The organism is Streptococcus oralis (genome assembly GCF_001588645.1).
In the GTDB taxonomy this organism is placed as follows: domain Bacteria; phylum Bacillota; class Bacilli; order Lactobacillales; family Streptococcaceae; genus Streptococcus; species Streptococcus oralis_AB.
In genome coordinates this window covers 150,709-175,347 of sequence record NZ_LAYF01000013.1, presented here as the reverse complement: position 1 = coordinate 175,347, position 24,639 = coordinate 150,709, and the positions used below count along the sequence as shown (strand labels likewise).

The 24,639-nt window shown below is 40.1% G+C and carries 20 protein-coding genes, 1 pseudogene and 1 other annotated feature; all 21 genes and pseudogenes read right to left on the bottom strand.

The annotated features are described in order from the left end of the window. Positions 1-83: 83 nt before the first annotated feature. Positions 84-842 (bottom strand): ABC transporter ATP-binding protein, encoded by a 759-nt coding sequence (locus A0739_RS08300; protein ID WP_061587654.1) that lies wholly within the window; start codon positions 840-842, stop codon positions 84-86. Further along, positions 839-1,705, bottom strand: coding sequence for an ABC transporter permease (locus A0739_RS08295; RefSeq protein ID WP_061587653.1), 867 nt, complete (start codon positions 1,703-1,705; stop codon positions 839-841). Before A0739_RS08295 ends, A0739_RS08300 begins: the two co-directional genes overlap by 4 nt. A gap of 65 nt (positions 1,706-1,770) precedes the next feature. Beyond that, positions 1,771-2,766 (bottom strand): tryptophan ABC transporter substrate-binding protein, encoded by a 996-nt coding sequence (trpX, locus tag A0739_RS08290; protein ID WP_061587652.1) that lies wholly within the window; start codon positions 2,764-2,766, stop codon positions 1,771-1,773. Positions 2,767-2,884: 118 nt separating this feature from the next. Further along, positions 2,885-3,100, bottom strand: a binding site (T-box leader). A gap of 96 nt (positions 3,101-3,196) precedes the next feature. Next, a complete protein-coding gene (gene ppc, locus A0739_RS08285) occupies positions 3,197-5,893 on the bottom strand; it encodes a phosphoenolpyruvate carboxylase (RefSeq protein ID WP_061587651.1) in 2,697 nt (898 codons plus the stop codon). 23 nt (positions 5,894-5,916) lie between these two features. Next, positions 5,917-7,140, bottom strand: a complete 1,224-nt coding sequence (gene ftsW, locus A0739_RS08280; RefSeq protein WP_000703342.1) for a cell division peptidoglycan polymerase FtsW — start codon at positions 7,138-7,140, stop codon at positions 5,917-5,919. 187 nt (positions 7,141-7,327) lie between these two features. Further along, complete coding sequence (gene prsA, locus A0739_RS08275; protein ID WP_061587650.1) at positions 7,328-8,269, bottom strand: peptidylprolyl isomerase PrsA; 942 nt, start codon at positions 8,267-8,269, stop codon at positions 7,328-7,330. Positions 8,270-8,336: 67 nt separating this feature from the next. After that, the gene (locus tag A0739_RS08270) at positions 8,337-9,050 is read right to left on the bottom strand and encodes an O-methyltransferase (RefSeq protein ID WP_082243843.1); all 714 of its coding nucleotides are present in this window, start codon (positions 9,048-9,050) and stop codon (positions 8,337-8,339) included. 1 nt (position 9,051) lies between these two features. After that, positions 9,052-10,854, bottom strand: a complete 1,803-nt coding sequence (pepF, locus tag A0739_RS08265) for an oligoendopeptidase F (RefSeq protein WP_061587649.1) — start codon at positions 10,852-10,854, stop codon at positions 9,052-9,054. 18 nt (positions 10,855-10,872) lie between these two features. Next, positions 10,873-11,829 (bottom strand): competence protein CoiA, encoded by a 957-nt coding sequence (locus A0739_RS08260; protein ID WP_061587648.1) that lies wholly within the window; start codon positions 11,827-11,829, stop codon positions 10,873-10,875. Between the two features lie 78 nt (positions 11,830-11,907). Next, positions 11,908-12,285, bottom strand: a complete 378-nt coding sequence (locus tag A0739_RS08255) for a type II toxin-antitoxin system HicB family antitoxin (protein WP_049485251.1) — start codon at positions 12,283-12,285, stop codon at positions 11,908-11,910. Between the two features lie 26 nt (positions 12,286-12,311). Then, the gene (locus A0739_RS08250) at positions 12,312-12,500 is read right to left on the bottom strand and encodes a type II toxin-antitoxin system HicA family toxin (protein ID WP_049485252.1); all 189 of its coding nucleotides are present in this window, start codon (positions 12,498-12,500) and stop codon (positions 12,312-12,314) included. Positions 12,501-12,696: 196 nt separating this feature from the next. Beyond that, a complete protein-coding gene (locus A0739_RS08245; protein ID WP_061587647.1) occupies positions 12,697-17,121 on the bottom strand; it encodes a G5 domain-containing protein in 4,425 nt (1,474 codons plus the stop codon). 151 nt (positions 17,122-17,272) lie between these two features. After that, positions 17,273-17,605 (bottom strand): annotated as a pseudogene (locus tag A0739_RS10655) (IS30 family transposase); the annotation flags it as partial. Between the two features lie 113 nt (positions 17,606-17,718). Then, on the bottom strand, positions 17,719-18,579 hold the full coding sequence (gene tehB, locus A0739_RS08235) for an SAM-dependent methyltransferase TehB (protein WP_061587646.1): 861 nt from the start codon (positions 18,577-18,579) through the stop codon (positions 17,719-17,721). 14 nt (positions 18,580-18,593) lie between these two features. Further along, positions 18,594-19,061 carry an SsrA-binding protein SmpB gene (gene smpB, locus A0739_RS08230; RefSeq protein ID WP_061587645.1) on the bottom strand — a complete coding sequence of 156 codons (468 nt, stop codon included), beginning with the start codon at positions 19,059-19,061 and terminating at the stop codon, positions 18,594-18,596. Further along, positions 19,024-21,378: a ribonuclease R gene (rnr, locus tag A0739_RS08225; protein WP_061587644.1), complete on the bottom strand. Its 2,355-nt coding sequence runs from the start codon at positions 21,376-21,378 to the stop codon at positions 19,024-19,026. Before rnr ends, smpB begins: the two co-directional genes overlap by 38 nt. A 203-nt stretch (positions 21,379-21,581) precedes the next feature. Beyond that, the gene (gene secG / locus A0739_RS08220; RefSeq protein ID WP_000282517.1) at positions 21,582-21,815 is read right to left on the bottom strand and encodes a preprotein translocase subunit SecG; all 234 of its coding nucleotides are present in this window, start codon (positions 21,813-21,815) and stop codon (positions 21,582-21,584) included. Positions 21,816-21,854: 39 nt separating this feature from the next. Beyond that, the gene (gene rpmG / locus A0739_RS08215) at positions 21,855-22,004 is read right to left on the bottom strand and encodes a 50S ribosomal protein L33 (protein ID WP_061587643.1); all 150 of its coding nucleotides are present in this window, start codon (positions 22,002-22,004) and stop codon (positions 21,855-21,857) included. Beyond that, positions 21,995-23,203, bottom strand: coding sequence for a multidrug efflux MFS transporter (locus tag A0739_RS08210; RefSeq protein ID WP_061587642.1), 1,209 nt, complete (start codon positions 23,201-23,203; stop codon positions 21,995-21,997). The genes rpmG and A0739_RS08210 overlap by 10 nt, the downstream gene beginning before the upstream one ends. Continuing rightward, a complete protein-coding gene (gene coaE / locus A0739_RS08205) occupies positions 23,190-23,795 on the bottom strand; it encodes a dephospho-CoA kinase (protein ID WP_061587641.1) in 606 nt (201 codons plus the stop codon). The genes A0739_RS08210 and coaE overlap by 14 nt, the downstream gene beginning before the upstream one ends. After that, positions 23,795-24,619 carry a DNA-formamidopyrimidine glycosylase gene (mutM, locus tag A0739_RS08200; RefSeq protein ID WP_045591584.1) on the bottom strand — a complete coding sequence of 275 codons (825 nt, stop codon included), beginning with the start codon at positions 24,617-24,619 and terminating at the stop codon, positions 23,795-23,797. The genes coaE and mutM overlap by 1 nt, the downstream gene beginning before the upstream one ends. Between the last annotated feature and the right edge of the window lie 20 nt (positions 24,620-24,639).

The window sequence follows — 24,639 nt, the reverse complement described above, 5'->3', positions numbered from 1 at the left end:
AAAGAGGAGATAAAAAACTCAGAAACACTTCCGTGTTTCTAAGTTTTTTATCTCCTCTATTTCTTGACGAAAAATTCTCTACTTTATTCAAATAATTGATAGTAGTCTGAAATCTTCATTTTTGCTTTTTCTTCTTTGTTGAGGTCCTGGATGATACGACCTTCTTTCATGACAATCAAACGATTTCCATACTTCAACGCATCCTCCATATGGTGGGTAATCATGAGGGCAGTCAGCTTATCTTTTGTGACAAATTCATCCGTTAATGCCATCAAAGCCACGCTGGTCTTGGGGTCGAGTGCTGCTGTGTGTTCATCCAACAAGAGCAACTCAGGCCGCTTCAAGGTTGCCATCAAGAGACTCAAGGCCTGGCGTTGACCGCCTGATAAAAATTCAACCGGAGTATCTAGATGCTTTTCAAGCCCATTTCCCACTTTTTCAATGGTAGTCTGAAACTCCTCTCGGTGGCTTGAAAGTCTCCTAGGAAGGAGGCCTCTCTTTTCACCACGAAACTTGGCAATCAAGAGATTTTCCGCTACTGTCATACGGGGAGCCGTACCCATCTTAGGATCCTGAAAGACACGAGACAAGTACTTAGCCCGCTTTTCAGGTGAAAAATGCGTCACATCCTCGCCCATGATACGGATACTCCCACTTGTTAAAGGTAAGGTACCTGCAATAGTGTTAAAAAGCGTTGACTTCCCTGCTCCATTTCCACCTAGGATAGTAATGAAATCATGTTCGAAAATTTCAAGAGAAACATCATTCAGAATGATTTTTTCCTCATCAAAGCCATTCGTAATGACTTTGGTAGCATTTTTTAATTCTACAATTGCTGTCATTTGCTAAACTTGACTCCTTTCAGGTATTTGCTTTTAAAGGTTGGAATCATGAGACAAACTGCCAAAATCAAGGCGCTGTACAAACGAAGATAACTTGTATTAAACCCAAGAGCAATCACTCCCCAAACGAGGAACTGATAAGCAATAGACCCTACAACGATGGTCATGAGTCGCTCTGCCAGGGTCAAACTCTTGAACAATACCTCACCAATAATCAAGCTAGCAAGTCCCACGACAATCACTCCAATTCCTCGAGAAACATCTGCATATCCTTCTTGTTGAGCAATCAAAGCACCCGCAAGCGAGATAATCCCATTTGAGAGAACCAAGCCCATGAGTTCCATACGTCCCGTATTGATACCAAAGCTACGAGCCATATCGGGGTTGTCACCTGTAGCGATGTAAGCTTGACCTAATTTAGTATCAAGGAAAAAGAGCATAAGGCCAATAACAAGAGCTACAAAGATTAATCCGGTCAGGAGTTGGTTAAGGTCTGAATCAAAAGGCAAGACATCTTGAATTTGCTTGGTTCCAAGAAGCCCCAAGTTGGCACGCCCCATAATCATGAGCATGATGGAATGGCAGGAAGTCATGACCAGAATTCCTGATAAGAGGGTTGGGATTTTTCCTTTGGTATATAAGAGTCCCGTCGCCATACCAGCTAGACAGCCCGCTCCTACTGCAGCCAAGGTTGCTAAAAACGGATTGACTCCCTGTGTTATCAAGGTTACAGCTACTGCTCCCCCAAGAGGAAAAGAACCTTCAGTAGTCATATCTGGAAAATTCAAAATTCGAAAAGTCATAAAGATTCCCAAACCTAAAATCGCCCAGACCATCCCCTGAGAAATAATGGATACTATCATAATCTTTCACTCATTTCTTTCTTTAGTAAAAATGGGAGGAGATGTCCCCAACTCCTCCTTTATCTTTATTCAATCACTTGTCCTGCTTCTTTTAGAACGGACTCAGGAATGGTGATACCAAGTTCCTGCGCTAGTTTTTTGTTAATCACTGACTTACCAGTTGAAAAGACATTAACTGGCGTATCAGCTGGTTTTTCACCTTTCAAAACTTTAGCAATCATCTTACCAGTAGCCACACCAAGATCGTGTTGGTCAACTACTACAGATGCTAATCCACCTGCTTCTACCATGGCAGTGGCACTTGGGTAGATTGGCTTTTTAGCTGTTTGGTTGCTTGAAACAACTGTTGAAAATGCGGATGCAATGGTGTTGTCAATTGGAACCCAAATTGCATCGACCTTGCTTGTCATAACATTAACTGTTGAAGCAATTTCATTGGTTGATGGAACGGCAAATGTTTCGACTGTCAAACCTGCTTTTTCAGCATAAGCCTTGAATTCTTCTACCTGTGTTTTTGAGTTATCTTCGCTACTTGAGTAAAGAGCACCGATTGTTTTGACATCTGGTGTGAGGGTTTTAATCAACTCTACTTGTTGTTCAGCAGGGTTGTGGTCTGACACCCCTGTGATGTTGCCACCTGGTTTTTTCAAATCTTTGACCAAGTTAGCACCGATTGGGTCTGTAATAGCAGCCATGATAACAGGTAGGTCTTTTGTAGCACTAGCGAGTCCTTGAGCAGCTGGTGTCGCAATCCCAACAACAACGTCGTTTCCATTTGCTACCAATTGTTTACTCATGGTTGCAACCTTGCTCTGATCTCCTTCAGAGTTCATAAAGTCGATTTTTACCTGGTCGTCCTTATAGCCTTCTTCAGCTAGTCCATCTTGAATCCCTTGGTAAATCAAGTCCAAGGATAGGTGACTAACAAATTGAAGGACACCAACCTTAGCAACCTTTTGCTCTTCTTTAGCTGCTGGTTTGTTCATTGATGAATAAATCAAGCTAGCCACCACCAATACTGCTAATCCAGCGACAATTCCAATCAAACGTTTATTTTTCATTTTTCTTTCTCCTTAATTCTTTTACCTTAACTTTTTAAATCACATCATCAAGCGATGCCATCGTTTAAATTCCAATATCTTTCCTCCCCATAGAAAAAGTCCTCACACAAAAAACTTGTGTGAGGACGTCGATGCGCGGTGCCACCTCAATTATAGGGAATATCCCTATCGCTCTTTCTCGCAATAACGAGTTGCACTGTAAGGTGTGCTCACCGAATTTTTATGATTTCAAATTCTTAAGTACATTCAGCCCAATTTCATCAATTTCATCTATCTGCTTTCACCAACCACAGACTCTCTAAAAAATGAGCATGATTACTTTCTGAATGTTTAAATTATATCATTTTTCAACTACTTGTCAAGCTTATTTTTAGAATTTTTTAAACAATTCAAAAACTTCCCCTTGAAAAAAGAGGAAGTTTGTAGAATATCAGCCTGAATTACGCAGACCAGTTGCAATTCCGTTGATAGTTGTATGGATTAGTTTTTCTTCGTCTGCCGACAATTCTCCGCGACGTTGACGTTTGATCAACTCCAACTGGATGTAGTTCAGGATATTAAAGTAAGGCATACGATAGTTTAGACTGTCTTTTAGGTAAGAGTTTTCGGCCAAGAGTTCGTCATAACCTTCGATAGCTAAAATAACATCCTTAGTCAACTGCCATTCATCTAAAATAGTATAGTAGATAGCTTGCACTTCTTCGTCTTCACAGAGCTTGGCATATTCAAAAGCAATGTTCATATTAGACTTAGACAAGACCATGTCTACATTGGAAAGCAAAGATTGGAAGAAAGGCCAGTTTTGGTACATGTCACGAAGAAACTCGATATTCTTCGGATCTTGATCAATAAACTCTTTAAAGCTTGATCCCACTCCGTACCAACCAGGGAACATGACACGGCTTTGTGACCATGAGAAGACCCAAGGAATAGCACGCAAACCGCCGATTTCAGTGATGGTCTTACGAGCTGCTGGACGCGAACCGATATTGAAGCTTGAAATAGCCTTGATTGGACTTGATTCAAAGAAATAGTCATAGAAATGTTCATTTCCAAAAACCAAATCACGGTAGATATCATAACTACGGTCTACTACTTGATCCATGATAGCTTCGTAACGGTTCGATGTGTTGGTATCACTCTTCTTCTTGGTAATCATACGGTTAATGGCTGCAGAAACCAACATTTCAAGGTTATAATAGGCCGCGTCTTTGTTACCGTATTTGTTTCCAATCACTTCTCCTTGCTCAGTCAGACGGATACGGTCCTTGATGGACTTGAGTGGTTGAGATGTAATAGCTTCATAAGTTGGTCCACCACCACGACCCACAGTACCACCACGACCGTGGAAGAAGGTAACATTAACGCCAAATTCATCCCCAATAGCAGTCAGTTGTTGTTGCGCCTTGTAAAGGGTCCAACACGATGACAGGTAACCACCATCTTTGTTACTATCAGAGTAGCCAAGCATGATTTCCTGATAGTTATCTTTTGAAGCAATCCATTTTTTAGCCAAAGGAAGAGAGAAATATCTTCTCATGGTTTCTTCCGAATGATCCAAGTCCTGGATCGTTTCAAACAGGGGAACAATCTGAACGCGGGCTTTTTGGGCATCAACCAAGCCTACTTCCTTGAGCATAATGGCTAGCTCTAGCATATCGGAGACACTTGTTGCGTGAGAAATGATGGTTTGACGAATGACGTTTTCACCCAGTTTATCCTTCAACTTGCGGGCAGCTTTAAAGATAGATAGTTCCTTCTCAAGAAGTTCTGACTTTTCAGCATGAGTGGCTGAGAGGATACGAGGGTCTTCTTCCAACTCTTTTAAGAGAAGGCTACATTTTTCGTCTTCAGACAGATCGCTATAGTGGTCGTTGATACCAGCTGATGCTAACAATTCAGTCACACAGGCTTCGTGAACACTAGAATCCTGGCGCATGTCGATAGAGGCAAGGTAGAAACCAAAGATTTCAACTGCCTGCATCAACTCGACAAATTCTCCTGAAATCAGGTAGTCACCTTTGTTCTCTAATAGAGAATCTCGGATGGCCAACAAGTCTTGGTAAAATTCATCTGCGGTAGCATATCTTGGATGAACATCCTTATCTTCGATAAGATAGGTCTTGGTTGCCTGCATCTTAGCTTGGATGTCAAAGAGGGCACGACGATAGAGTTCTTTTTCGCGATAAATCGAGTTATCCTGTGACTTAAGAGCCATCTCACGAACCTTGTCGCTGACATTCACAATACTGGTTGAGAGTGAGAATTCACGATAGAGGTTATAAATCTTCTCATCGTAGTAATTCATGATGACTTCACACTGGGTCAAGGCAGATTTGTTGAGGGTTTCAGCAGTTACGAAAGGATTGCCATCACGGTCTCCTCCAATCCACATTCCCATGGTAATCGGTTTTGGATGTTGGAGTTCGATACCTTGTTCCTTAGCTAGTTTCTTATACTCAGCCGTCAAACGTGGAACAGCATTCAAGAAAGAACTTTGATAGTACTCCATCACGTTGGTGATTTCGTTGGTTACTTTCAATTTCTTCTCACGAATCATGTCCGTTTGCATGATAATCTCAATATAACGACGGAGATCCGTGTGCCATTTTTCTTTATTAATCAAGCCGAGTTTGACATCACGGTACTTGCGCAAGAGCGTATGGATATGGTTGGTTAAATCCAGCATACTCTTGCGTTGTACTTGCGTTGGATGGGCGGTCAAGACAGGAACTACATTTAACTTTTCTAAAATTTCGGCTGCATTTTCTTTTTCAGCTACCATCTTAATCGTTGTAGATAATTTTCCTAAATAGTCTTGGTCCACATTGTTTTGGTGATTAATCTCATAGGCCAAATCCACATCCTCAGAGATATTAATCAAAAGTGGAAGGATAGAGAAATAGCGCGAAATGTAAATCATTTCTTCATTTGAAAGACTGGTCACTAGGTCATTGAGCCCTTGATAATTCTCGCTAGTTGATAATTCCTTCAACTGGATAATCTTTTCAAAAGTTTCTGGCGCCAGCATATTTTTTGTGATATCTTCTAATAGTTCAGTCAGAATCAAGACTTCTTCTTGGACGACTGCTTTATTACTATAGTTTTCTAATTTTTGAAGAGACATATACTTTCCTTTCCATTCAATCCTTACAGATTTTCATCGGTTTGATTCTCGTATTCTCTGATAAGTTTGGCACGTTTTTCACTTGCATCAATGTTCAATACAAGCGCGATGGCCACGGATAATACCAATAGACTGTTCCCACCTTGTGAAAGGAAGGGGAAGGTTACCCCTGTAGAAGGAATCAACCCTGAAATCCCACCAATATTGACAAAGACCTGAACAAGGATCATTCCTCCGACACCAATAGCAACCATGGAGTTAAAGGGGTCCTTTGCTCGAATACCAACCAAGATGATTCGCAAAATCAAGAAGAAGAGTAAAGCCAAAATCATACTGGCTCCTACGAATCCAAACTCCTCGATGACAATCGAAAAGACAAAATCCGTATGGGCTTCTGGCAGATAACCACGCTTCTCGATAGAATTCCCTAGTCCCAGTCCGAACCAGCCTCCATTTACCATTGCATAGTAGGAATTTGCGAGCTGGTGTCCTGCACCCGCCAAGTCATTAAAGGGATTAAAGAAGGCACTAAAACGTTTAGCAACGTAACCAAATACAGGAATTTGAGAGAACTTTTCAACCCCAACAAAGCGAATGACAGACAAGACTAACATTGAGCTCCCTGCCAAGAGAGCCAGAATGGTCGAAAACCAACGATAGGCGATCCCACTTACGGTATACATGATGAGCGCCACCAAGACCAAGATGGTCGCATTTCCCAAGTCTGGGAAAATTCCCAAGCTACCAATCAGAACCAGCAGAACAAAACGCCAATCGTTAAAAGCTCGAGGTAGCCACTGATTCTGTGTCAAAACCTGGAAGTCATAAACCGCAATCTCATCTTGTTGTTTTGAAAATCGATGTGCCAGGTACCAGATGATGATAATCTTAAGGTATTCCGCAGGCTGAATCGTTACAGGTCCTACAGAGATCCATCCGTATGCTCCATTGACAGGTGTTCCGACCAGTCGCGCCAGAGCTAAAAGAACCATCTCCACAATCATTACGATAAAGATGAGACGACCATTTCTTAGGAAACCTAATTTTAATTTATAGATTAAGGCAATCAGAATCAAACTAGCTATCCAGAAGATCCCCTGGTTACGCACCAATTGAAAGGCGCTTTTCCCTTCTTCAATCAGGGTTGCACTCGTTGTCGAGTACACCACAATCAGCCCCAAAATCGATAAAAGGAAGTAAGGAATCAAAATGGAATAGTTTAGTAGGTGCCTTTTACTAATTTTCATATTTCACCACTCTAATAGGAACAGACGCTTCTGTTCCCAATTCCGTTTTATTTTCTAGTTTTGATTGCTATTATACCACTTTTTCAGAAAGAAAAAAACTCTTATCCTTTAATCCTTCGAATTTTACTCATTTTCTAGTTTTAAGTATAAAAAAACAAATCTCCTTTGAGATTTGTTTTTTGCTTTCTTAGTTAGATGAAGAGCTGCTGCTTGAGCTTGAGTCACCACCACCGATGTATTGGGTGAAGATGTTTTGGAAGGCTTGGTCTTTGACCTTGATATTAGCAGCTTGCAATTCTTTACCAATGATTCCTTGAACAAAGGCTGAATCATTTTGTTTTTGAGTCAAGATGATGGTCTTCAATTTTTCTTTATAATCCTCTATATTAGAAGATTTTTCTGTTTTCTTCGTTACTTTGATGATGTAGAACTGACTGCTGTAGGCTTGTGTTCCAGTAGCTGTAATCACATCAGAAACCCCGTTCACATCCAAGGCAAAGGCTGCTTTCTTGACTTGTTCTGGAAGTTCTGTAGAAGCAGAGTCAAAAGTGATTTCGCCAGCATTTTCTTTTGTCTTATCATCGTTAGAGTTGTCTTTTACTAATTGAGCAAAATCCGCACCTTCTGCTTTGGCTTTTTCAAGCACTTCTTTTGCCTTATCTTCATTGTCCATACGGATGATTTGAGCTGTTACATCTGGTGTATAAGACTCAAAAGCTTTTTGGTAGGCTTCGTCTGTCAACTCACTCTCAGCAGCCTTCTTAACTGCCAATTCAACCAATTTGCTAGTGCGGATTTGAGCTTTACGAGTCTCAGGTGTCATACCTGCACGTTGAAGCACGCTGTTGTAGCTATCGCCGTATTTCTTTTGCTCTTCCGCAACGGCGTCATCCACATCTTTATCCGTTACCTCTGATCCATATTGTTGTTCAAATACTTTTTGGATAGTCATATTGAGCAAGACTTGTTGTGCGGTTGGATTATTCTTTACTTCTTCAAAGAATTGATGTTCTGTAATCACATCGCCCTTCATGCTGATCAAATCTTTTCCTTCAGAACTGTTTGAACAAGCTGCAAGTGTTGCTACTGATAAAAGTGTGATGGCTCCTGCCATAAGTTTTTTCTTCATGTTTACTCCTTTTACGGTAAGTGTTACCTTATCTATTTTACTATAATTTCTTAAATTTTTCTGAAAATTATTCGCTCTCAGGAAGTCGGACATCAGCTACATTCTTTCGTAGCATGAGAATGCCGTCTCCAAGTGGAACTAAAGTTGCTGTTAGACCTGGATTGTCCAAAGTTGCATCGAAAAGTCTTTGCAAACCACGGTAAATCGTTCGTTGACCACGGCGGACTTCCATGATGTCCTTGGCAACATCTCCTCCTTGGAAAATATCATCCAAGACCACCACTCCACCAACTTCCAAGTGCTTGAGGATTTCAGGCAGAAAGACGATGTACTTGGACTTGGCTGAGTCCATAAAGACAAAATCATAAGTTTCTGTCAGACTGGATAAAACATCGACTGCATCTCCCTCTAAGAGGGTGATTTGCTGACGTCTGTCAAACTGGGCAAAGTTTTCCTTGGCAAAGCCTATCATTTCTGGATTACGGTCAATGGTTGTAATCTTGGCATCTGGAGCATGTTCCGCCATCAAGAGTGCTGAAAAACCGATAGCCGTCCCAATTTCCAAAATGTTCTTGGGCTGTATGGTCTCCATGAGAAATCGAAAATACGCGACCGTTTCATGGGGAATGATGGGAATGTTCTCCTTGCGAGCGAAGGTCTCCAATTCTTTCAAGGAACCTGTCACCTGCTTTTGACGCTGGCGCATGAGTTCAACGATTTCTTCCTTGACGACGGGCCGGCGCATGTTATGGTTGGCATTTTTACTATAAGATTCTACCATCTTAAGCTAGTCCCAATTTTTCAACAAGAGCTTCAAACTCGTTCAAGCGACGTTCAAAGACTGCAAAGGCATCGTTGAGATAGTCTTCCTTCTCCATATCCACACCCGCTTTTCTCATGACATTGAGCGGATAGTCTGACTTACCAGCCTTGAGGTAGTCGATATAGCGGTCACGGTCTTCTTGACTACCATGGACAATCTTCTCAGCCAAGGCTGAAGCAGCTGCAAAACCAGTTGAATATTGATAAACATAGTAGTTATAGTAGAAGTGAGGAATGCGTGCCCATTCGTATTGGATCTGAGGATTGTCTTCCTTGCTGAGTCCATAGTACTCTTGGTTCAAGTCAGCGTAGAGTTTATTGAGGAAATCACTTGTCAAGACTTCTCCATTTTGATCTGCTTGATGGATAGCATGTTCAAACTCAGCGAATTGAGTTTGACGGAAGACTGTTCCACGGAAACCGTCTAGGAAGTTATTGAGAATAGCAAAGCGAGTTGCATCGTCTTCTACTTCTTCCAACAATTTCTCTGTCAAGATATTTTCGTTAGTCGTTGAGGCAATCTCAGCCAAGAAGATAGAATAATCTCCGTAAACATAAGGTTGGGTTTCACGAGTATAGCTTGAGTGCATACTGTGACCTGTCTCATGGACAAGGGTAAAGAGATTATCTAGATTGTCCTGCCAGTTGAGAAGCATGAAGGCATTTGTATCATAAGAACCACCAGAGTAGGCACCAGAACGCTTGCCTTGGTTTTCATAGACATCAATCCAACGCTCACTGAAGGCACGTTTGACACGGCTCAAGTAGTCGTCACCCAAGACCGCCAAGGCCTCTTCTGCCTTTTTCAAGGCTTCTTCGTAGGTAAAGCTATAATCTACTGAAGATAGCGGTGTGTAGACATCGTACATCTTGAGGTCGGAAATCCCCAAGATTTTAGAACGAAGGTTAAGGTAACGATGCAAGAGTGGCAAATGCTTGCGAACTGCTGCTACTAGATTGTCATAGACACTTTCTGGAACAAAGTTTGCTGCGAGTGCTGCATGGCGAGCACTCTTATAGTTCCGAACTTTGGCACGGTAGTTTTGCACCTTAACATTTGCCTGCAAGGTCTTAGCATAAGTGTGTTGGAATTGCTCATATGTCGAATAAAGGGCTTCATAGGCACCACGACGCACTTCACGGTTTTTAGACTCCATCAAACGGATGTAAGTACCGTGTGAAAGTTGCACTTCCTTGCCTTCGTCATCAAGCACGTATGGGAAGCTAATATCCGCATTGTCCAAAATAGCGAAAGTTTCACTAGCAGCGCCAAAGATTTCTCCTGCTCCAGCAAGTAATTCTTCCTCACGTTGCGAAAGAACATGGTCTTTCTTTTGCAAGAGCTTGTCAAAAAAGTGCTTGTAAACTTGGAGTTTTGGTTGAGCTTCTAGGAAGGCCGCATACTGCTCCTCACTAATCTCCATAAACTCAGGTTCATAGAATGAAAAGGCTTGTTCTAACTGACTGTATAGGGTCATTGCCTTAGCATAGTACTCTTGATACTTGGCTTCACGCGTGTCCTGGTCATTTTTCATATGCGCATAGACATAAAGCTTTTCAACTTGGCGTTCCAAGTCAAGTGAGAATTCTGTAATCTCAAGCAAACTGTCTGCGCTGTCCAAGAGATGTCCCTCATACTGGGCAGCTGTTTGTACTTTTTCAGTTAAATCTTTCAAGGCTTCTTCCCAAGCCTGGTCTGTTGGGTAGATTGTTGAAAGATCCCATGTATCTTTTTCATTTATTTCATGTCGTTGTAATACCATAAGATTCCTCCATCCTTTCTATTTTACCACATTTTTTGAGAAATATAAGTGATAAAAGGCTGGTGGATAGAGCTTTTGGCGATTATTTTTCGGATTATTTTGATAGTAAGCCTGAAAATTTCTATAATAGCTAGTCAGATCCGTTTCAATCTGCAAAAAATCACCCGATTCTATCGGTCTGACCTGGGGATACCAGTCGTCTAGTTGACGGTTTAATAAATTGTCCCCTTTTTGATAAGCCTCCTCCTGCTTCTTCATCCAGTAAGGATTTTTATAATAGAGTTGTTGGCGAATATAGGCGCAAATTGTTTCATCTTGTGATACATCCATACTTGCTATTCTTTGCTTCTGATAGGGAAGCCGTAAAATCTCAATGAGATTGCCTTGCCCATAAGGAAACTCCCTTATTTGATAATAAAGATTCCCCTTTAAATCTTGATGGATCATGTATTTCAAGCGTAGTATGTCCCTTTGCTGATCTAATTCCCATAGATGAAAGCCCATATTTTGACTAAAGGAAAGCAAGTCTCTTTGGAGCTGAGTCAAACGTTCCTTTAACCAAAGTTTTTGACCGACTAGCCAAAGTACTTGGTAGCCATTTTTTCGATAGCCCAAGCTTCTTTCCTCCAAAAGTTGGCGAGAAATAGGACTACACTGAACTTCTAAGGCAAGCTGTTTATTGACTAAAATATCTGCAATTTGTTTTAGTTGAGGAATGGGACATTCAAGCTCGGCCTTGTCATTTTTCATCGCCCAATTAAAAAGGGCAACCTTATTTTCCAGATGCTCTAGACTCTCATTTTCGTAGTAAAAATCACACTGTTTGAGCGATACATGGGCAAAATGCGTCCGTAGGTTCTTCCCTTTTCTTAATCGAACCAAAGCTCCACAAGCTGGACAAGTATAGCTTTGTTTAACTAATTTATCCTCCAAGGCATTGACTAAGCTTCCTTTTTCATCTCTGGCTAAAAACATTTATACCCCCTTTTCTACTTTATTCGAAAAGAATAAGAAAAAGGCTGGGTTATTCCCAACCTTCATCATTTTATGAGCTTACAGCTGCAAGCGACTTTCTAAAGCTTGCGTCAACACTTCAGAATAGTTCACTTTCTCTCGATCTGCTAATCTGACCAACCACTCTGGAACTGTAACATTCTTCCGAATCGCCTTATTATTTTTTACAAAAGGCAGAGGATTTACTTGAATCAAAGTTACAAAACCATCAGGAGCTTGCAACTGAGAAATATCACTGGGTTTAGGTAGGGCTAGTCCCTCGTCAATATAAGAAGCTAAGACACTTTCGAGCATTTCATGAGCATTTTTCATGGCAAGTTCAATCGTTGCTCCCTCAGTCCCGCCTCCAAATTCGGGAAATTCAACCCAATATCTAGTGCCTTCTCTATGAAAAATAGCTGGATAAGACTTTAGCATAACACACCTCCATTGTTCCAAATCTACTACAGGCCCAAATCCTTTAATATCTTTCTCTCTAAACCTCTTCCCAGATCATCATTACCATGGACTGGAATAGTGACAAGATAGGGAACTCCTTCTTTCTTAAAATGATGATGACTTCCCCTCTTACGAACTTCAATCCATCCATTTGCAAGAGCTAATTTTACCATTTCCTTACCTGTAATGGGCATTTATAGTCACCTTTCTAGTTTTAATTATACTCATAATGCGTATATCTGTCAATCCTTCTATATCATCTATTCGTAAAATATGAAATTTTTTATATTCAAACAAGCATTAAAATAAGACAGTAACCTTGAATAGTTACTGTCTTATCTCATTATTTTTTAAAGCCTTGATAGATTTGACAAATGATAGAAAAGAGACTTATAATCTGGTAACCTTAGAAATATAGTATGGCGTTTTATTTATTCCACCATCATACTTCTTATTATTTTTCTTCAATAGGTATTTCTGATAAGGTGTAGCAACCCCATCATTAAGATAAGTTTTTACTTCAATGCCATTATCAGACACTACCCATTTGTTACTTGGTTCAATATGTAGCGGAGAAGCATATCCTCCTCGCCCACCTTTGGCAACTTCATAGAAAGCTTTATCTGCTTGTGAATAAAACCATTCTACCCAAGATTTTTTATCATTAGCTAATTTACGCCATTGTTTCTCGGTATAATACTTCAAAGGTACACTTAGTTTTTTAGCAGGCGTGGGTAATAAAGCCTTAATAACATCTTCCAGTTGATAGGTTTTATCCCCTTTATATGTATTGTAATAATCTATTAATTCACCTGGGTTAAACTGGCGCACATACAAAGAGTCAGCGTTCATAACAGCTTTAGATTTTACCAGTTTAGAAAATTGATAAACATGACCATTGTAAATAATTTCTTTAATAGCAAGTTCATCATCAACAGGCACTTTACTTATCGGCTCATTACTTTCTACAAATGCCCAACCTTTATCTTTATTAAAAATTACCGCTCTTGTTAACTTCTCCGGCATTCGTTTTTTGAAATCATAAATCCAGTCACCAACTTCTTTTGGTAAATCTTTAACTGGACGACCTGGTAAATAAAGAATAAATTCTTTTCCAGGAGATTTCGCATTTGCTATTCCATAAGGTTCAGTTGTATCAATTTTCACACCATTAACAATCTTTGTTTCTCCCGCCTTAGGATAGTCCAAATCAGCTAAAGTCATCTTGTATTCATAGTCATTAACTTTAACTAGATTTTTAAATTTACCTGTAAATTTAGAAAGATACATTTGACCATTTGGATAATTTGAACCAGTAACTCCACGATTCATATCAAGGAAAGTTCCTTTGACACTACCATCTTTGGAAATGGACATTCCTGTGTACCATCCTCCGGCACCACTAGTAAAGATGAATGGTTTAGTTAGTTTTTCAAATAATTCTTCTGGATTGCGAACTAGTTCAACCTTATAATCATTTCCTAAATCAAGCTCATATTTTTTATATATTAATTTACCATCAAATAAGGTTAATTCATAATTTAATTCCTTGAATCCTTCGAGATTAAATCCCAGAGTTTTAGCTTGCTTCAAAATTTCTAATTCAGCCTTTAAGGTTAGATAACCAAACTCTTCGATGGAAATTTTTTTATCATTTATAGAAATAGTTGATGTAATAAGTTTATCATTTTTTCCAGTAATTAGATCTTTCTTATCCTCCACTGAAAGGCTTGTTCTCGAATACGAAGATTCTATTCCTAACCCTGCATTAGCAGAAATAGAAACTGTATCTATTCCTAATATTTTGGGTTTTACTTTTATTTCTGGACCACTTTGGACTGTAGCTTTAGCTTTTACTTCTCCCACTTTCATTGTATGATGGACAGCACGCTTAAATTCAGGAACCCAATTTTGTAACTTTATTGAATTTTGAATTGAATATGTACTTGATACCGAAACAGTTAAACTCCCTTCAACAGTTGTTTTAAGACTTATAGGGATATGTACTGTCACTCCCGTAACCGGTGTAGGTAAAATCAATTCTCCCAATGGAATCTCTATTTCTTCTGATGCACTAAATTCTAAAGAACCTTCTGTGGTAAAACTCAATTCATTATTGATATCAAAATTCATAAAATCTAGTTTAGGAGTCCAGAAATTTAAATCAACAGCCTCTGACCAAACCTTACCTTCAATATTAAATGATAGCGTTCCTTTGATGCTTTTATCATCATTTCTCTTACCAGACAATGAGACTGATGATGAAAAAGATCCTTCAAGAGTGACACTTCTAAATAGACTTGTATCTGTATTTGATTCTTTTTTTACAGTGACTCCTTTAGCTGGAATAAAAGTAGCACTACTAATATTAGATGACCAAGCTTTTGTGTTGATATTTTGTACAACCTCGTACAATGATGGAACACTATATTCAATAACTGATTGATTATTAATAGTTCTAATTGATTTGATTTTGATAGCTTTTGAAGTCTCATAAATCTTAGATGGTGGGACCACAAGAATATCACCTGCTCTGGCATTAATTTCTTTAGACAGTACTAATTTTTTCCCATCGTCACTTTCGCTCTGATATTGACCGTCATTAACGTAAATTACCTTGCCTTTTAGATGATAGTCCACCATATCATCTGAATATTTTCTTCCTAATTCAAAACGTCCCTTTATATTTTCAATTATCGGATCACCATAAGATAGAGCAGTGACTTTAGCTTCGAAGTCTTTAGATTTTAAAGTATAAGATTGATTAGAGATTAAATGAGCAAACATATAGCCATCAAAATCAGTATTAACTTCAGTAATTAATTTATTATCTTTATAAACTGATATAGATTTTTCTTCAAGTGCATTATTGTTACTATCGTATGCGTGTCCTGAAACAACTACATCTTTCCTAGACAACCCATTTTTGGGGGTACCTATATGATAAACTTTAGTAATTAATGGTATATCTTTGCTAATTACTAATTCCGTTTGTTGTTCTTTGTTACTTAGAACCCGTTTTTTCTTAACATTTACCGTCACATAACTAGCTTGAATATCTCGTAATTGTCGCTGACCTTCAAGCATTGTATTATCATAGACTTCTATCGTCTTGATCTGAAGCAACTTTCCTTCATCTGGTGAAGCAAGATTTAGAAACGGTGTTCTATTTTTTACTAACTCACGAACTTTTTCACGGTCAGTGACGACTGTTTTATTTTCAGATTCAGTAACCTCGACTGTATAGTAACTTGGGTTAGGAATTTTTTGTGTTGTAGCTTTGGAATCAGTAGCAAGATTCTCAGCTGAGTTCGCACTTGGTGCTACTTCACTAATGTTTGGTTGAGTTCCTATTTTCTTCGTTCCAATCAGAAGAACTTTATTTTGAGGTTCTTCTCTTGTTTCTGAGATTGTTTCCTGTACAGTTTCTACATTATCCACTAGGGTAATCTTTTTAGTAGAAACTTTCTTCCCAAGTTTCCCTTCTGTTTCTACCTTAGTCTCACCTTCAGCTAAAGAGCTATCCTTCTTAACAACCACTTCAAACGGAATGTCTTCTGTAGAGCGTATAGTACGAATAACTTTTTTGGCTTTAACTATTGTGGACTCTGCAATAGTTTCCAAGCTAGAGCTTGAAGTCTCAACTGGAGCTGGAATTTCTTCTTTTTTATCCTCTCTTACTGATGATTCTGTTGAAGGTGCTGTTCCTAGATTTTCAATTTCTGAATTTTTTTCAACTGTTTGTTTAGCAGGGGTTGGGGTAGTTTTAGCTGGCGTCTCATCTTCCACAACTTCCTCAGACAATATTTCCACTAATGTAGATGGGATGACAACATTTGTTCCCTTAAGAATGTCAGCAGTTGTTTTTTCTTCATATACAGTATCTTTCTTGTAAACTTCAGTTACAGTTCGAATTATAACTGGCTGACCATTCTGAACTTCTCGTGTTTCAACAGGTTGACTCGTGCTAACTTTTATATAACCAATGACATCTTCTAAAGTTTTCCCAGAATCATCCACTTTAATAATTTTATCAATAACTTTAGGGTCTACAGGCTTAACTGGTTCATCTTCTTTTGGTGGCATTATTGGTTTAATAGGCTCCACTTTACCACTACTACCATCATCAATAGCATCTTTCCCAGAATTATCCGTTGGAACAATAGTATCCTGAATTTTATTTTCCTTTGCTGGAAGTGAAGTTGCAGGTGTAGTTGGATTCATATCTAGATCTTTTCCATCAATGTAACCTACAAACCGATATCCAGAAATATTCACTTTACCATCTGGGAGAGTTGTACCTACTGTTATCATTTCGGTATGGTTATAGTTAGATAAAGTAGCAACAGTCAAAGCAGATACAGTTGTTACCGTCAAAGCTCCTCCAACCAAAGAGATTGACAAAATACTCTTGACAATCTTCTTATCTGAGTTACCAGATTTTTTTATGATATAAGCAACCAACAGTAGACCTGTTCCAATAATAGAAGCCAAGGACAATGCATTACTTCCAGTATCTGGTAAAATATTATTTGTAGTATCTCTACGATAGATAACAAACAAATCTGAACCATCTACAAGATCCTTTGGTAACTCGTTTACAATAAGTTTTTTCTCTATTTCTGTTAGCTCATCCATAGTAGCATATTTATAGTTTACTGTAATATCTGTTTCAGTAGCTGAAACTGTTTCAATAAGAAGTGAAGAAAAGCCAATAATCCCAATCACAGCAGACACTACCCCAATTCCTGAAACTCTTCTGAGACTAAACCTTCTTCTACGTTCATCTACATTTAACTTATATTTTTGTTTCATATTCATCTCCTTTTATATCGACATTTCAGTTCCGTATATTTAAAACAAAACTTCTCACATCATTCATATTTTACAACCAATACAACCATTTTGTCAAGCGCTTTCATTTTTTGTCAGCAATTTAAGAACAAATCAAATTGTTCAGTTCAAGTTAGCCATTAAGAAGAATTTCTCTGAGCGACTTGTAGTACAAGCATTTTTTAGAATAGTTGTTGATCCAATTTTCGAGGAAGGCGACTTCTTTAGGAGTCGCTTTATTAGTTCCTTTAGGTAACCATCTACGAATGAGCCTGTTGTGATCTTCATTAGTTCCCCTTAACCAAGAAGCATAGGGGTGTGGATAATAGATATGCTCCTTAGAAAACACATTAGACAAGTGGTTGAATCCTGTTCAATTATCTGTCGTGATGGAAAGAATTTAATGCTGTTTTAAGATGAATTTTAGAGCCTGATTGACAGACTCAGCGCTTTTATTTGAAATCAATAGGACTGTCTCACGTTTGATTTCAGTATGGACAGTTTAAAGAGCTCTTTTCCAAGTAAAGAAGCAATTTTTCTATTTGATACCCCTTCTTTTTTCCCGACCTTCATGTATGTTTATTTTACTTTTTTAGCTAACATGGTCGCAAATCGGAGTTGAATGCGATTACCATTTTCATCACGACGGTGCAGATGTCCTGGGTTTTCATTATACTTGACCAATTCCCAATCCTTGTAGTAGTCCGCCAACTCCCCTTCTTTAAAAGTGAATGGGAAATTAACCGAGCAAGGATAATCCTCTGTATCCATGGCACAGACGATAAGATTGTAACCACCGACCGTGGTGTGCTCCTGCATATTTTGGATAATAGCTGGAATGCGGTCCGCTTGAAGAAACATGAGAACAACTGTCGATACGATAAAATCATAGTCTCGGCTAATGCTGGCTGAATTGATATCGTATAGTCCTACAGGCATTTCTAGATCCTCTTGCTCTACGATGCTTTGCAAGATTTCAAGGGACAATTCATTTTGATCAACAGCTGTCACATCAAAACCATTCTGTGCGAGAAAGAGAGAGTTACGTCCTTGACCACAACCCAAATCCAAGGCTCTTCCAGGTTTCACCGTTTGCATAGCTTCTAAGACTTCCGAATGGACTGGATTGGTATTGTATTTCTTAGGGAAATAATCCTCAGGTTTACAATAAAACTCCAAGTACCACTCTACATCGTCTGTTGCGGCCTCTACTCGGTGCCAGGCTTGTGGTTGCGCCATGGGGTTATCTGCTCCTGCCTCAAAGAGGTGCTCAGCAAGAACCTCACCATCTTCAGTCAACTCAATAAACTTGAGTGCCCCTTTCAAGACAGTAATTTTTCCCCAAGTGCCGACTTTAGTATTGTGCTTTTGCTGAACAGCTTCAGGCATGGTCTGTTTATTCCACAAGGGCATCCGTTTATAGGCAATTAATTTTTCCATTTTACTTCCTCTTCTTATCGCTGGTTGACAGCTTTCATCACACGCGCGATGTCGCGGTTTTGTTCACGTCGCTTGATCGACTCCCGTTTGTCATAGTCATGTTTCCCTTTTGCAAGTCCTAAAATAAGCTTAGCGTAGCCATCTTTGATATAGACTTTGAGGGGTACAAGGGTCATTCCTGTCCCTTTAGTCTCTTGTTCCAATTTTTGAATTTGCTTCTTATGGAGTAGAAGTTTGCGACGGCGTTCAGGTTCCTGGTTCCAGATATTGCCCTCTTCGTAAGGGGCGATATGAACGTTGCTCAACCAGACTTCCCCATTTTTTACTTGGGCAAAGCCGTCCTTGAGATTGATTCGAGCAGCTCGAACGCTCTTGATTTCCGTTCCTGTCAGCACCATTCCTGCTTCAAGCGTATCTACGATTGTATAGTCGTGGTGCGCTTTTTTATTTTGTGCGACGACCTTTCCCTCGCCCTTTGCCATGTTTGGCTCCTTTCTTAACTACTTCTTTGTAAAATGGTTTCTTGCCTTTTTTCTTTTTATCTTTTTGTGAATGCTTTTGCTTATCATTTGAGCGTCCTGATTTTCTCTTGTCTTCCTTCTTATCTGAACGACGACTTGAACCACGCCCTCTGTCTTTTCGACCAGCTTGTTTCAAGCCTTTTTCGATGACATCAAACTCACTTGGAATATAAGAGAAATCAATCTCACCTGTCATCTTATCGGCTCTTTCAACTCGAATACGAATCTGCTGTCCCACACGGAAAGTTATTCCTGATTTCTCTCCACGAAGAGTCAAATCACGCTCGTTGAAATGATAAAATTCAGGCAAATTGGTAATGTGAATCAAGCCTTCAACTGTATTCGGCAATTCGACAAAGAGACCGAACTTGACAATGCTGGATACAACTGCGTCGTACTCTTCACCCACGTATTCTTCCATGTACTCAGCCTTTTTCATGGCTTCGACTTCACGCTCTGCCTCGATGGCACGACGTTCACGGTTGGAAGACTGGGTTGCAATCTCTGGAATCACTTGTTCAAAATGCTCTGCTATTTCCTTGGAACGACCATAATCCCGAATCATACGGTGGACAAGGAGGTCTGGATAACGGCGAATCGGACTGGTAAAGTGAGTGTAATAGTCGGCAGCAAGTCCATAGTGACCGTGATTGTGCTCAGAATAGCGAGCTTGTTGCATAGAACGGAGAAGCATCATGGACAATACATCCGCATAGGGTTCTCCCTCAACAGCACGCATGATGTCTTGAAGCGCTTCCTGGCTAATTTCACTGGCAGTTCCATAAATTCGCAAACCAAAGCTCGAAGCGTAATCAATAAACTTCTGAACTTTTTCAGCCTTGGGCTCCTCGTGAATTCGATAGATGAAAGGTAGATCCAACTTGCTGAAGTGCTCGGCAACCGTCTCGTTGGCAATCAGCATGAAGGACTCAATCATCCGCTCAGCAACGCCGCGTTGACGAAGGACAATGTCCACAGGCTTGCCTTTTTTATCCACCAAAATCTTAGCTTCACTGGTATCAAAATTAAGGGCACCACGTTTCTCACGCATGCTTTCTAGCGTTTCGTGAAGCTTGGCCATGAGCTCAATACTAGGAACAATTTTCTTAAACTCTTGTCTCTTTTCTTCATCGCCAGCTAGGATGTCATTGACAGCGCTATAGGTCATACGAAAGCTTGTCTTGATAACTGTTTGGGTAATGGTGTAATTAACCACACGACCATGTTTATCAATTTCCATAATAGCAGACTGGGTCAAGCGATCTACTTGAGGATTGAGAGAGCAGATGCCATTTGACAATCGTTCAGGAAGCATTGGTACCACACGGTCTGTCACGTAGACAGAAGTCGCGCGGTTAAGGGCTTCCTTGTCGAGGGCAGAACCCTCGGTCACATAGTAGGAAACATCTGCGATGTGAACTCCGAGTTCTAGATTGCCATTTTTCAAAGGCTTGATGTGTACTGCGTCGTCCAAGTCCTTGGCATCCGCACCGTCAATGGTAAAGGTAAGCTCATCTCTTAAATCAAGACGCCCTTCCATATCCTTTTGAGACGGAGCTTCTGGTACACTTTCTGCCTCCTTGAGAACAGCTTCTGGAAATTCTGAAACAATATCCATGGATTCCAAGACTTCAAGAACGTCAATCCCAGCATCAGTCGAGTGCCCCACCACATCAAGGACACTAGCAACAAAGAAATCATGTTTCTTACTTGGGTATTTATCGATAAAGACCTTGAGAACCTCTGTCCCTTCCAACTTGATAGCTGGTTTCTTCACATAGATCGGTTGGCTGATTTTCTGATTTTTTGAACGGATGTAGCCCGCATACTTGGGCTTTTCCTGATCCAGAACGATTTGCCCGACAACTGTCGTCAGGCTATGCTCTAGGATATCGATAATTTTAGCTTCTGCAGCAGTTCCCTTGTTGCGGTCAGCGACTTTCTTGATGACCACCTCTACGGTATCACCATCAATGGCATAGTTGACATCATTTTTTCCTACAAAAAGGTCGTCCTCTTCTCCTTCTAGACTGACAAAGCCAAAGCCATTTTTATGGGCATGAAAAACCCCTTTTAGGGTGATTTCATGTTTCTTCTTCTGGTCCAGACATAAACTACCATCATCTTCAAAACGGATCTGGTGCTTTCTTTCCATCAGAGACAGGGTTTTAATCAACTCACGGAAATCCTTGGATCCATCCTTTCCGAGAACCTGAGCTAGGTCATTTACCGTCACTCGCCCCTTCTCTTGCAAATATTCTTTAATTTTATCTTTCATGTTTTCTTTCTAGATTTTTTAATTTTCTTTAACTGTAAGACCTTCTCAAACATCATTTAATACTCAATAAAAATCAAAGAGCAAACTAGAAAGCTAGGCGCAGGCAGTACTGGAGTACGACAAGACGACGCTGACGTGGTTTGAATTTGATTTTTGAAGAGTATAAAAATAAAAATAGGCAAAGACCTAGTCCTGCCCATTTCTTATCTACTTGATAATACCGTCAATGCTAAGGCAATGGCTAGCCAGAAAAAGACTAAAATACCTGTCAAACGTTGCATCACAGCTTCAAAACCACGCGCTTTACTACGTTCAAACAAATCACCTGAGCTGGCATCAAATACATTGCTGGATTGGTTCTTGGTTGGTTGCATGAAAATCGCAATCACAATCACAACAGATAATACTAATAAAATGGTTAATAATAGGTTATACATATCAAACTCCTTAAAATCCCTATTATTTTACCATAAATTCTACTTAGATTCAAGATGTAAAGTTACTTTTCTTTCCTTTGGACAATATTTTAGAACTTCAATCTTGTTTGGATGGGTTTTTGAGTTCTTACTAGTTAGATAATTGATGCTACCACAAGAGGAGCATTTGAGATTAATTTTTACTCGCACGAGATTTCCTTTACTTTTAATAATGATCTAAATTGAATTAAGTTACATAAACAACTGAAAGCCACACAGGCAGCCGTCGCATAAAAAACAGAGTTGTAGCCATATTGCCCCGCGACTGCTGAACCAGTCATAGGGCCAACAACACCTCCAAGGTAGAAAAAGACTTGGTTAAAGGCAAAAATCCTTGAAATGCCAGCTTTGGGAGTCATTTTACTAAGCAAGGCATTGATACCAGGTATCAGAGCGCCCGTTCCTAAACCAAAGAGAAAACGATACAAACCAAGTTCAAGAGGACTGGTCGCACTGGCACAAAGAAGGTAGATGATGACTGAATACATCTGTGCCACTATCAGAAGTCGATGATTCCCTAGCTTATCACCAAGCTTTCCCATCACTCCAGCGCTCATCATACTAGAAAATCCCATACTAGATACAATCAAGCCTGAGACGAAGAGGAGATTTTCGTTCTGCCCTAAGTCCCGCACATAGAGAGCCAGAATGGGTCCAATGGATTGAGCTGAAAATTGTATGACAAAGGTAGTCAAAAATAAACTAATCAAAAGATGAGAGTGCTTGATTGAAGCAAATAATTCCTTTGTTGGTATTGCTTTCTCCTTAGCTATTGGCTGAAAATCCTCCTTGATAAAGAAAATGGTTAAGAGTGCAGCTAAAAACAAGAAGCCACCAATCAGCAGAAAAACATTTCGAATACCAAAAATTTCAGCAACCAGGCCCCCAACAAAGGGGCCCGTTAGGGTTCCAGCTACTACTCCCGTTGATAAAGTCCCCAAAGCATATCCAGACTTATCCTTAGGAACTTGACTGGCTATTAAAGCCGTCGCATTTGGAACGAAACCTGTAAATACACCATTTAGTAATCTAAGAAAGATTAGCCAATAGATATTCGGCACAAAGGCCAAACCTCCCATAGTAATGGTCATGGCAAGGCCTGCTCGAATCATCATGGGCTTTCGTCCATATTTGTCAGCAAGAATACCCCAGATGGGAGAAACTAGAGCTGCTGAAACAGCCGAAACCGAGATGGCTAAACCAGCATAGAAAGCAACTTGGTCTCCTTCAATTCCCAACTGCTCTATAAAGATAGGCATGAAAGGAACGACCAAGGAAATGCTGGCGCCCGTTAGAAAACTACCGAACCAGGCAACACGAAGATTCTCTTTCCAACTAATCTCTTGCACAGCTATCGCCTCCTTCAAGTAACTTCACTACTTGACTAGCAAGCTGATTACGACTGCCATTATTATCTAATATATGACTCGCCAATTTCTTCTTTTCTTCTAAAGACCACTGGGCGGCCAAACGAGACTCTGCTACTTCCTTAGAAAGATGATCCCGTTTCATGAAACGTTCTAATTGGATATCATGGTCCACATAAACCAGCCACGTTTCATCAAACCAGTTGGCATAGTCCTGTTCAAAAAGCAGGGGAATATCCATGAAAAAGATAGCTTCTGTCTGAGCTAACTGGTCTCGCAATGCTGCCAGTTCCTCACGAATAATCTCTCCTTGTGTTTGCTTAGACCATTCCCGCTCCTCAGGATTTGAAAAGATGAGACTAGCTAGGAGAGGACGATTGAGTTCTCCATTTTCTAAGAGAATTTCCTGTCCAAAATGCTGGACTAAAACCTGATAAAGACGACCCCCAGGTTTTTGTAGATCATGGACGACTGCATCGGCATCCACCACTTGGAAGCCTTTTTCTCTTAGAAAATTTGTCACAGTTGATTTACCAGAGGCAATTCCTCCTGTGATTCCGATGATTTTTCCCATCAGCCCCTCCTTTGACACTGAGGACAAAAATGAGTTCCCCTTCCACCGAGCTGGAATTTCTCAATGATGTTGCCACAGCGTGAACATGCTTGACCAGTCTTATCATAGACCTGATGAAAATCCTGCATGGTTCCATCTTCCCCAAAGGCATTGGTATAGGTTCTAATGGTGGAACCACCCTTTTCGACCGCCTGTCCCAAAACAGCAATGGTCTGGTCATGAATAGCTGACGCTTCCTCTGCTGTCAAAGTTTGGGAAGATCTAGCTGGATGAACCTGAGCTCGCCAGAGAACCTCATCCACATAGATATTTCCAAGACCAGCGACCAAGGTTTGGTCTAGGAGGTGGGATTTGATAGGCTTTTTAGACTTGGCTAGAGCAGCTTGGAAGGACTGCAAATCAAAGTCCTGCTCTATTGGCTCAGGCCCTAGTTTTTTAGAAACAAAGTAGGCTTCTAATAGGTCGGGTGTCAACAGTTCTATGGTACCAAACTTGCGTACATCCTCATAAACAAGCGTGCCTCCATCTTCAAACCGAATGAAAATATGGGCATGCTTGCGTTCAGGAACCTGGTCTGGATAGTAAAAATACTTGCCCTCCATCCGCAGATGGGAAATCAAGACCTTGTCTGTTAGGTAAAAAAGCAAATATTTTCCACGACGTCCCATTGACACAACAACTTGACCAGGCACTTCCTTTTGAAACTCGTCCAAATCTGTCTTGACCATCTTGGGATAACGAATCTCTACACTCGAAATCTTCTTTCCCAAAATTAATTTCTCTAAGCCACGACGAACGGTTTCAACCTCAGGTAATTCAGGCATAAATCCTCCTTCTGTAAAAA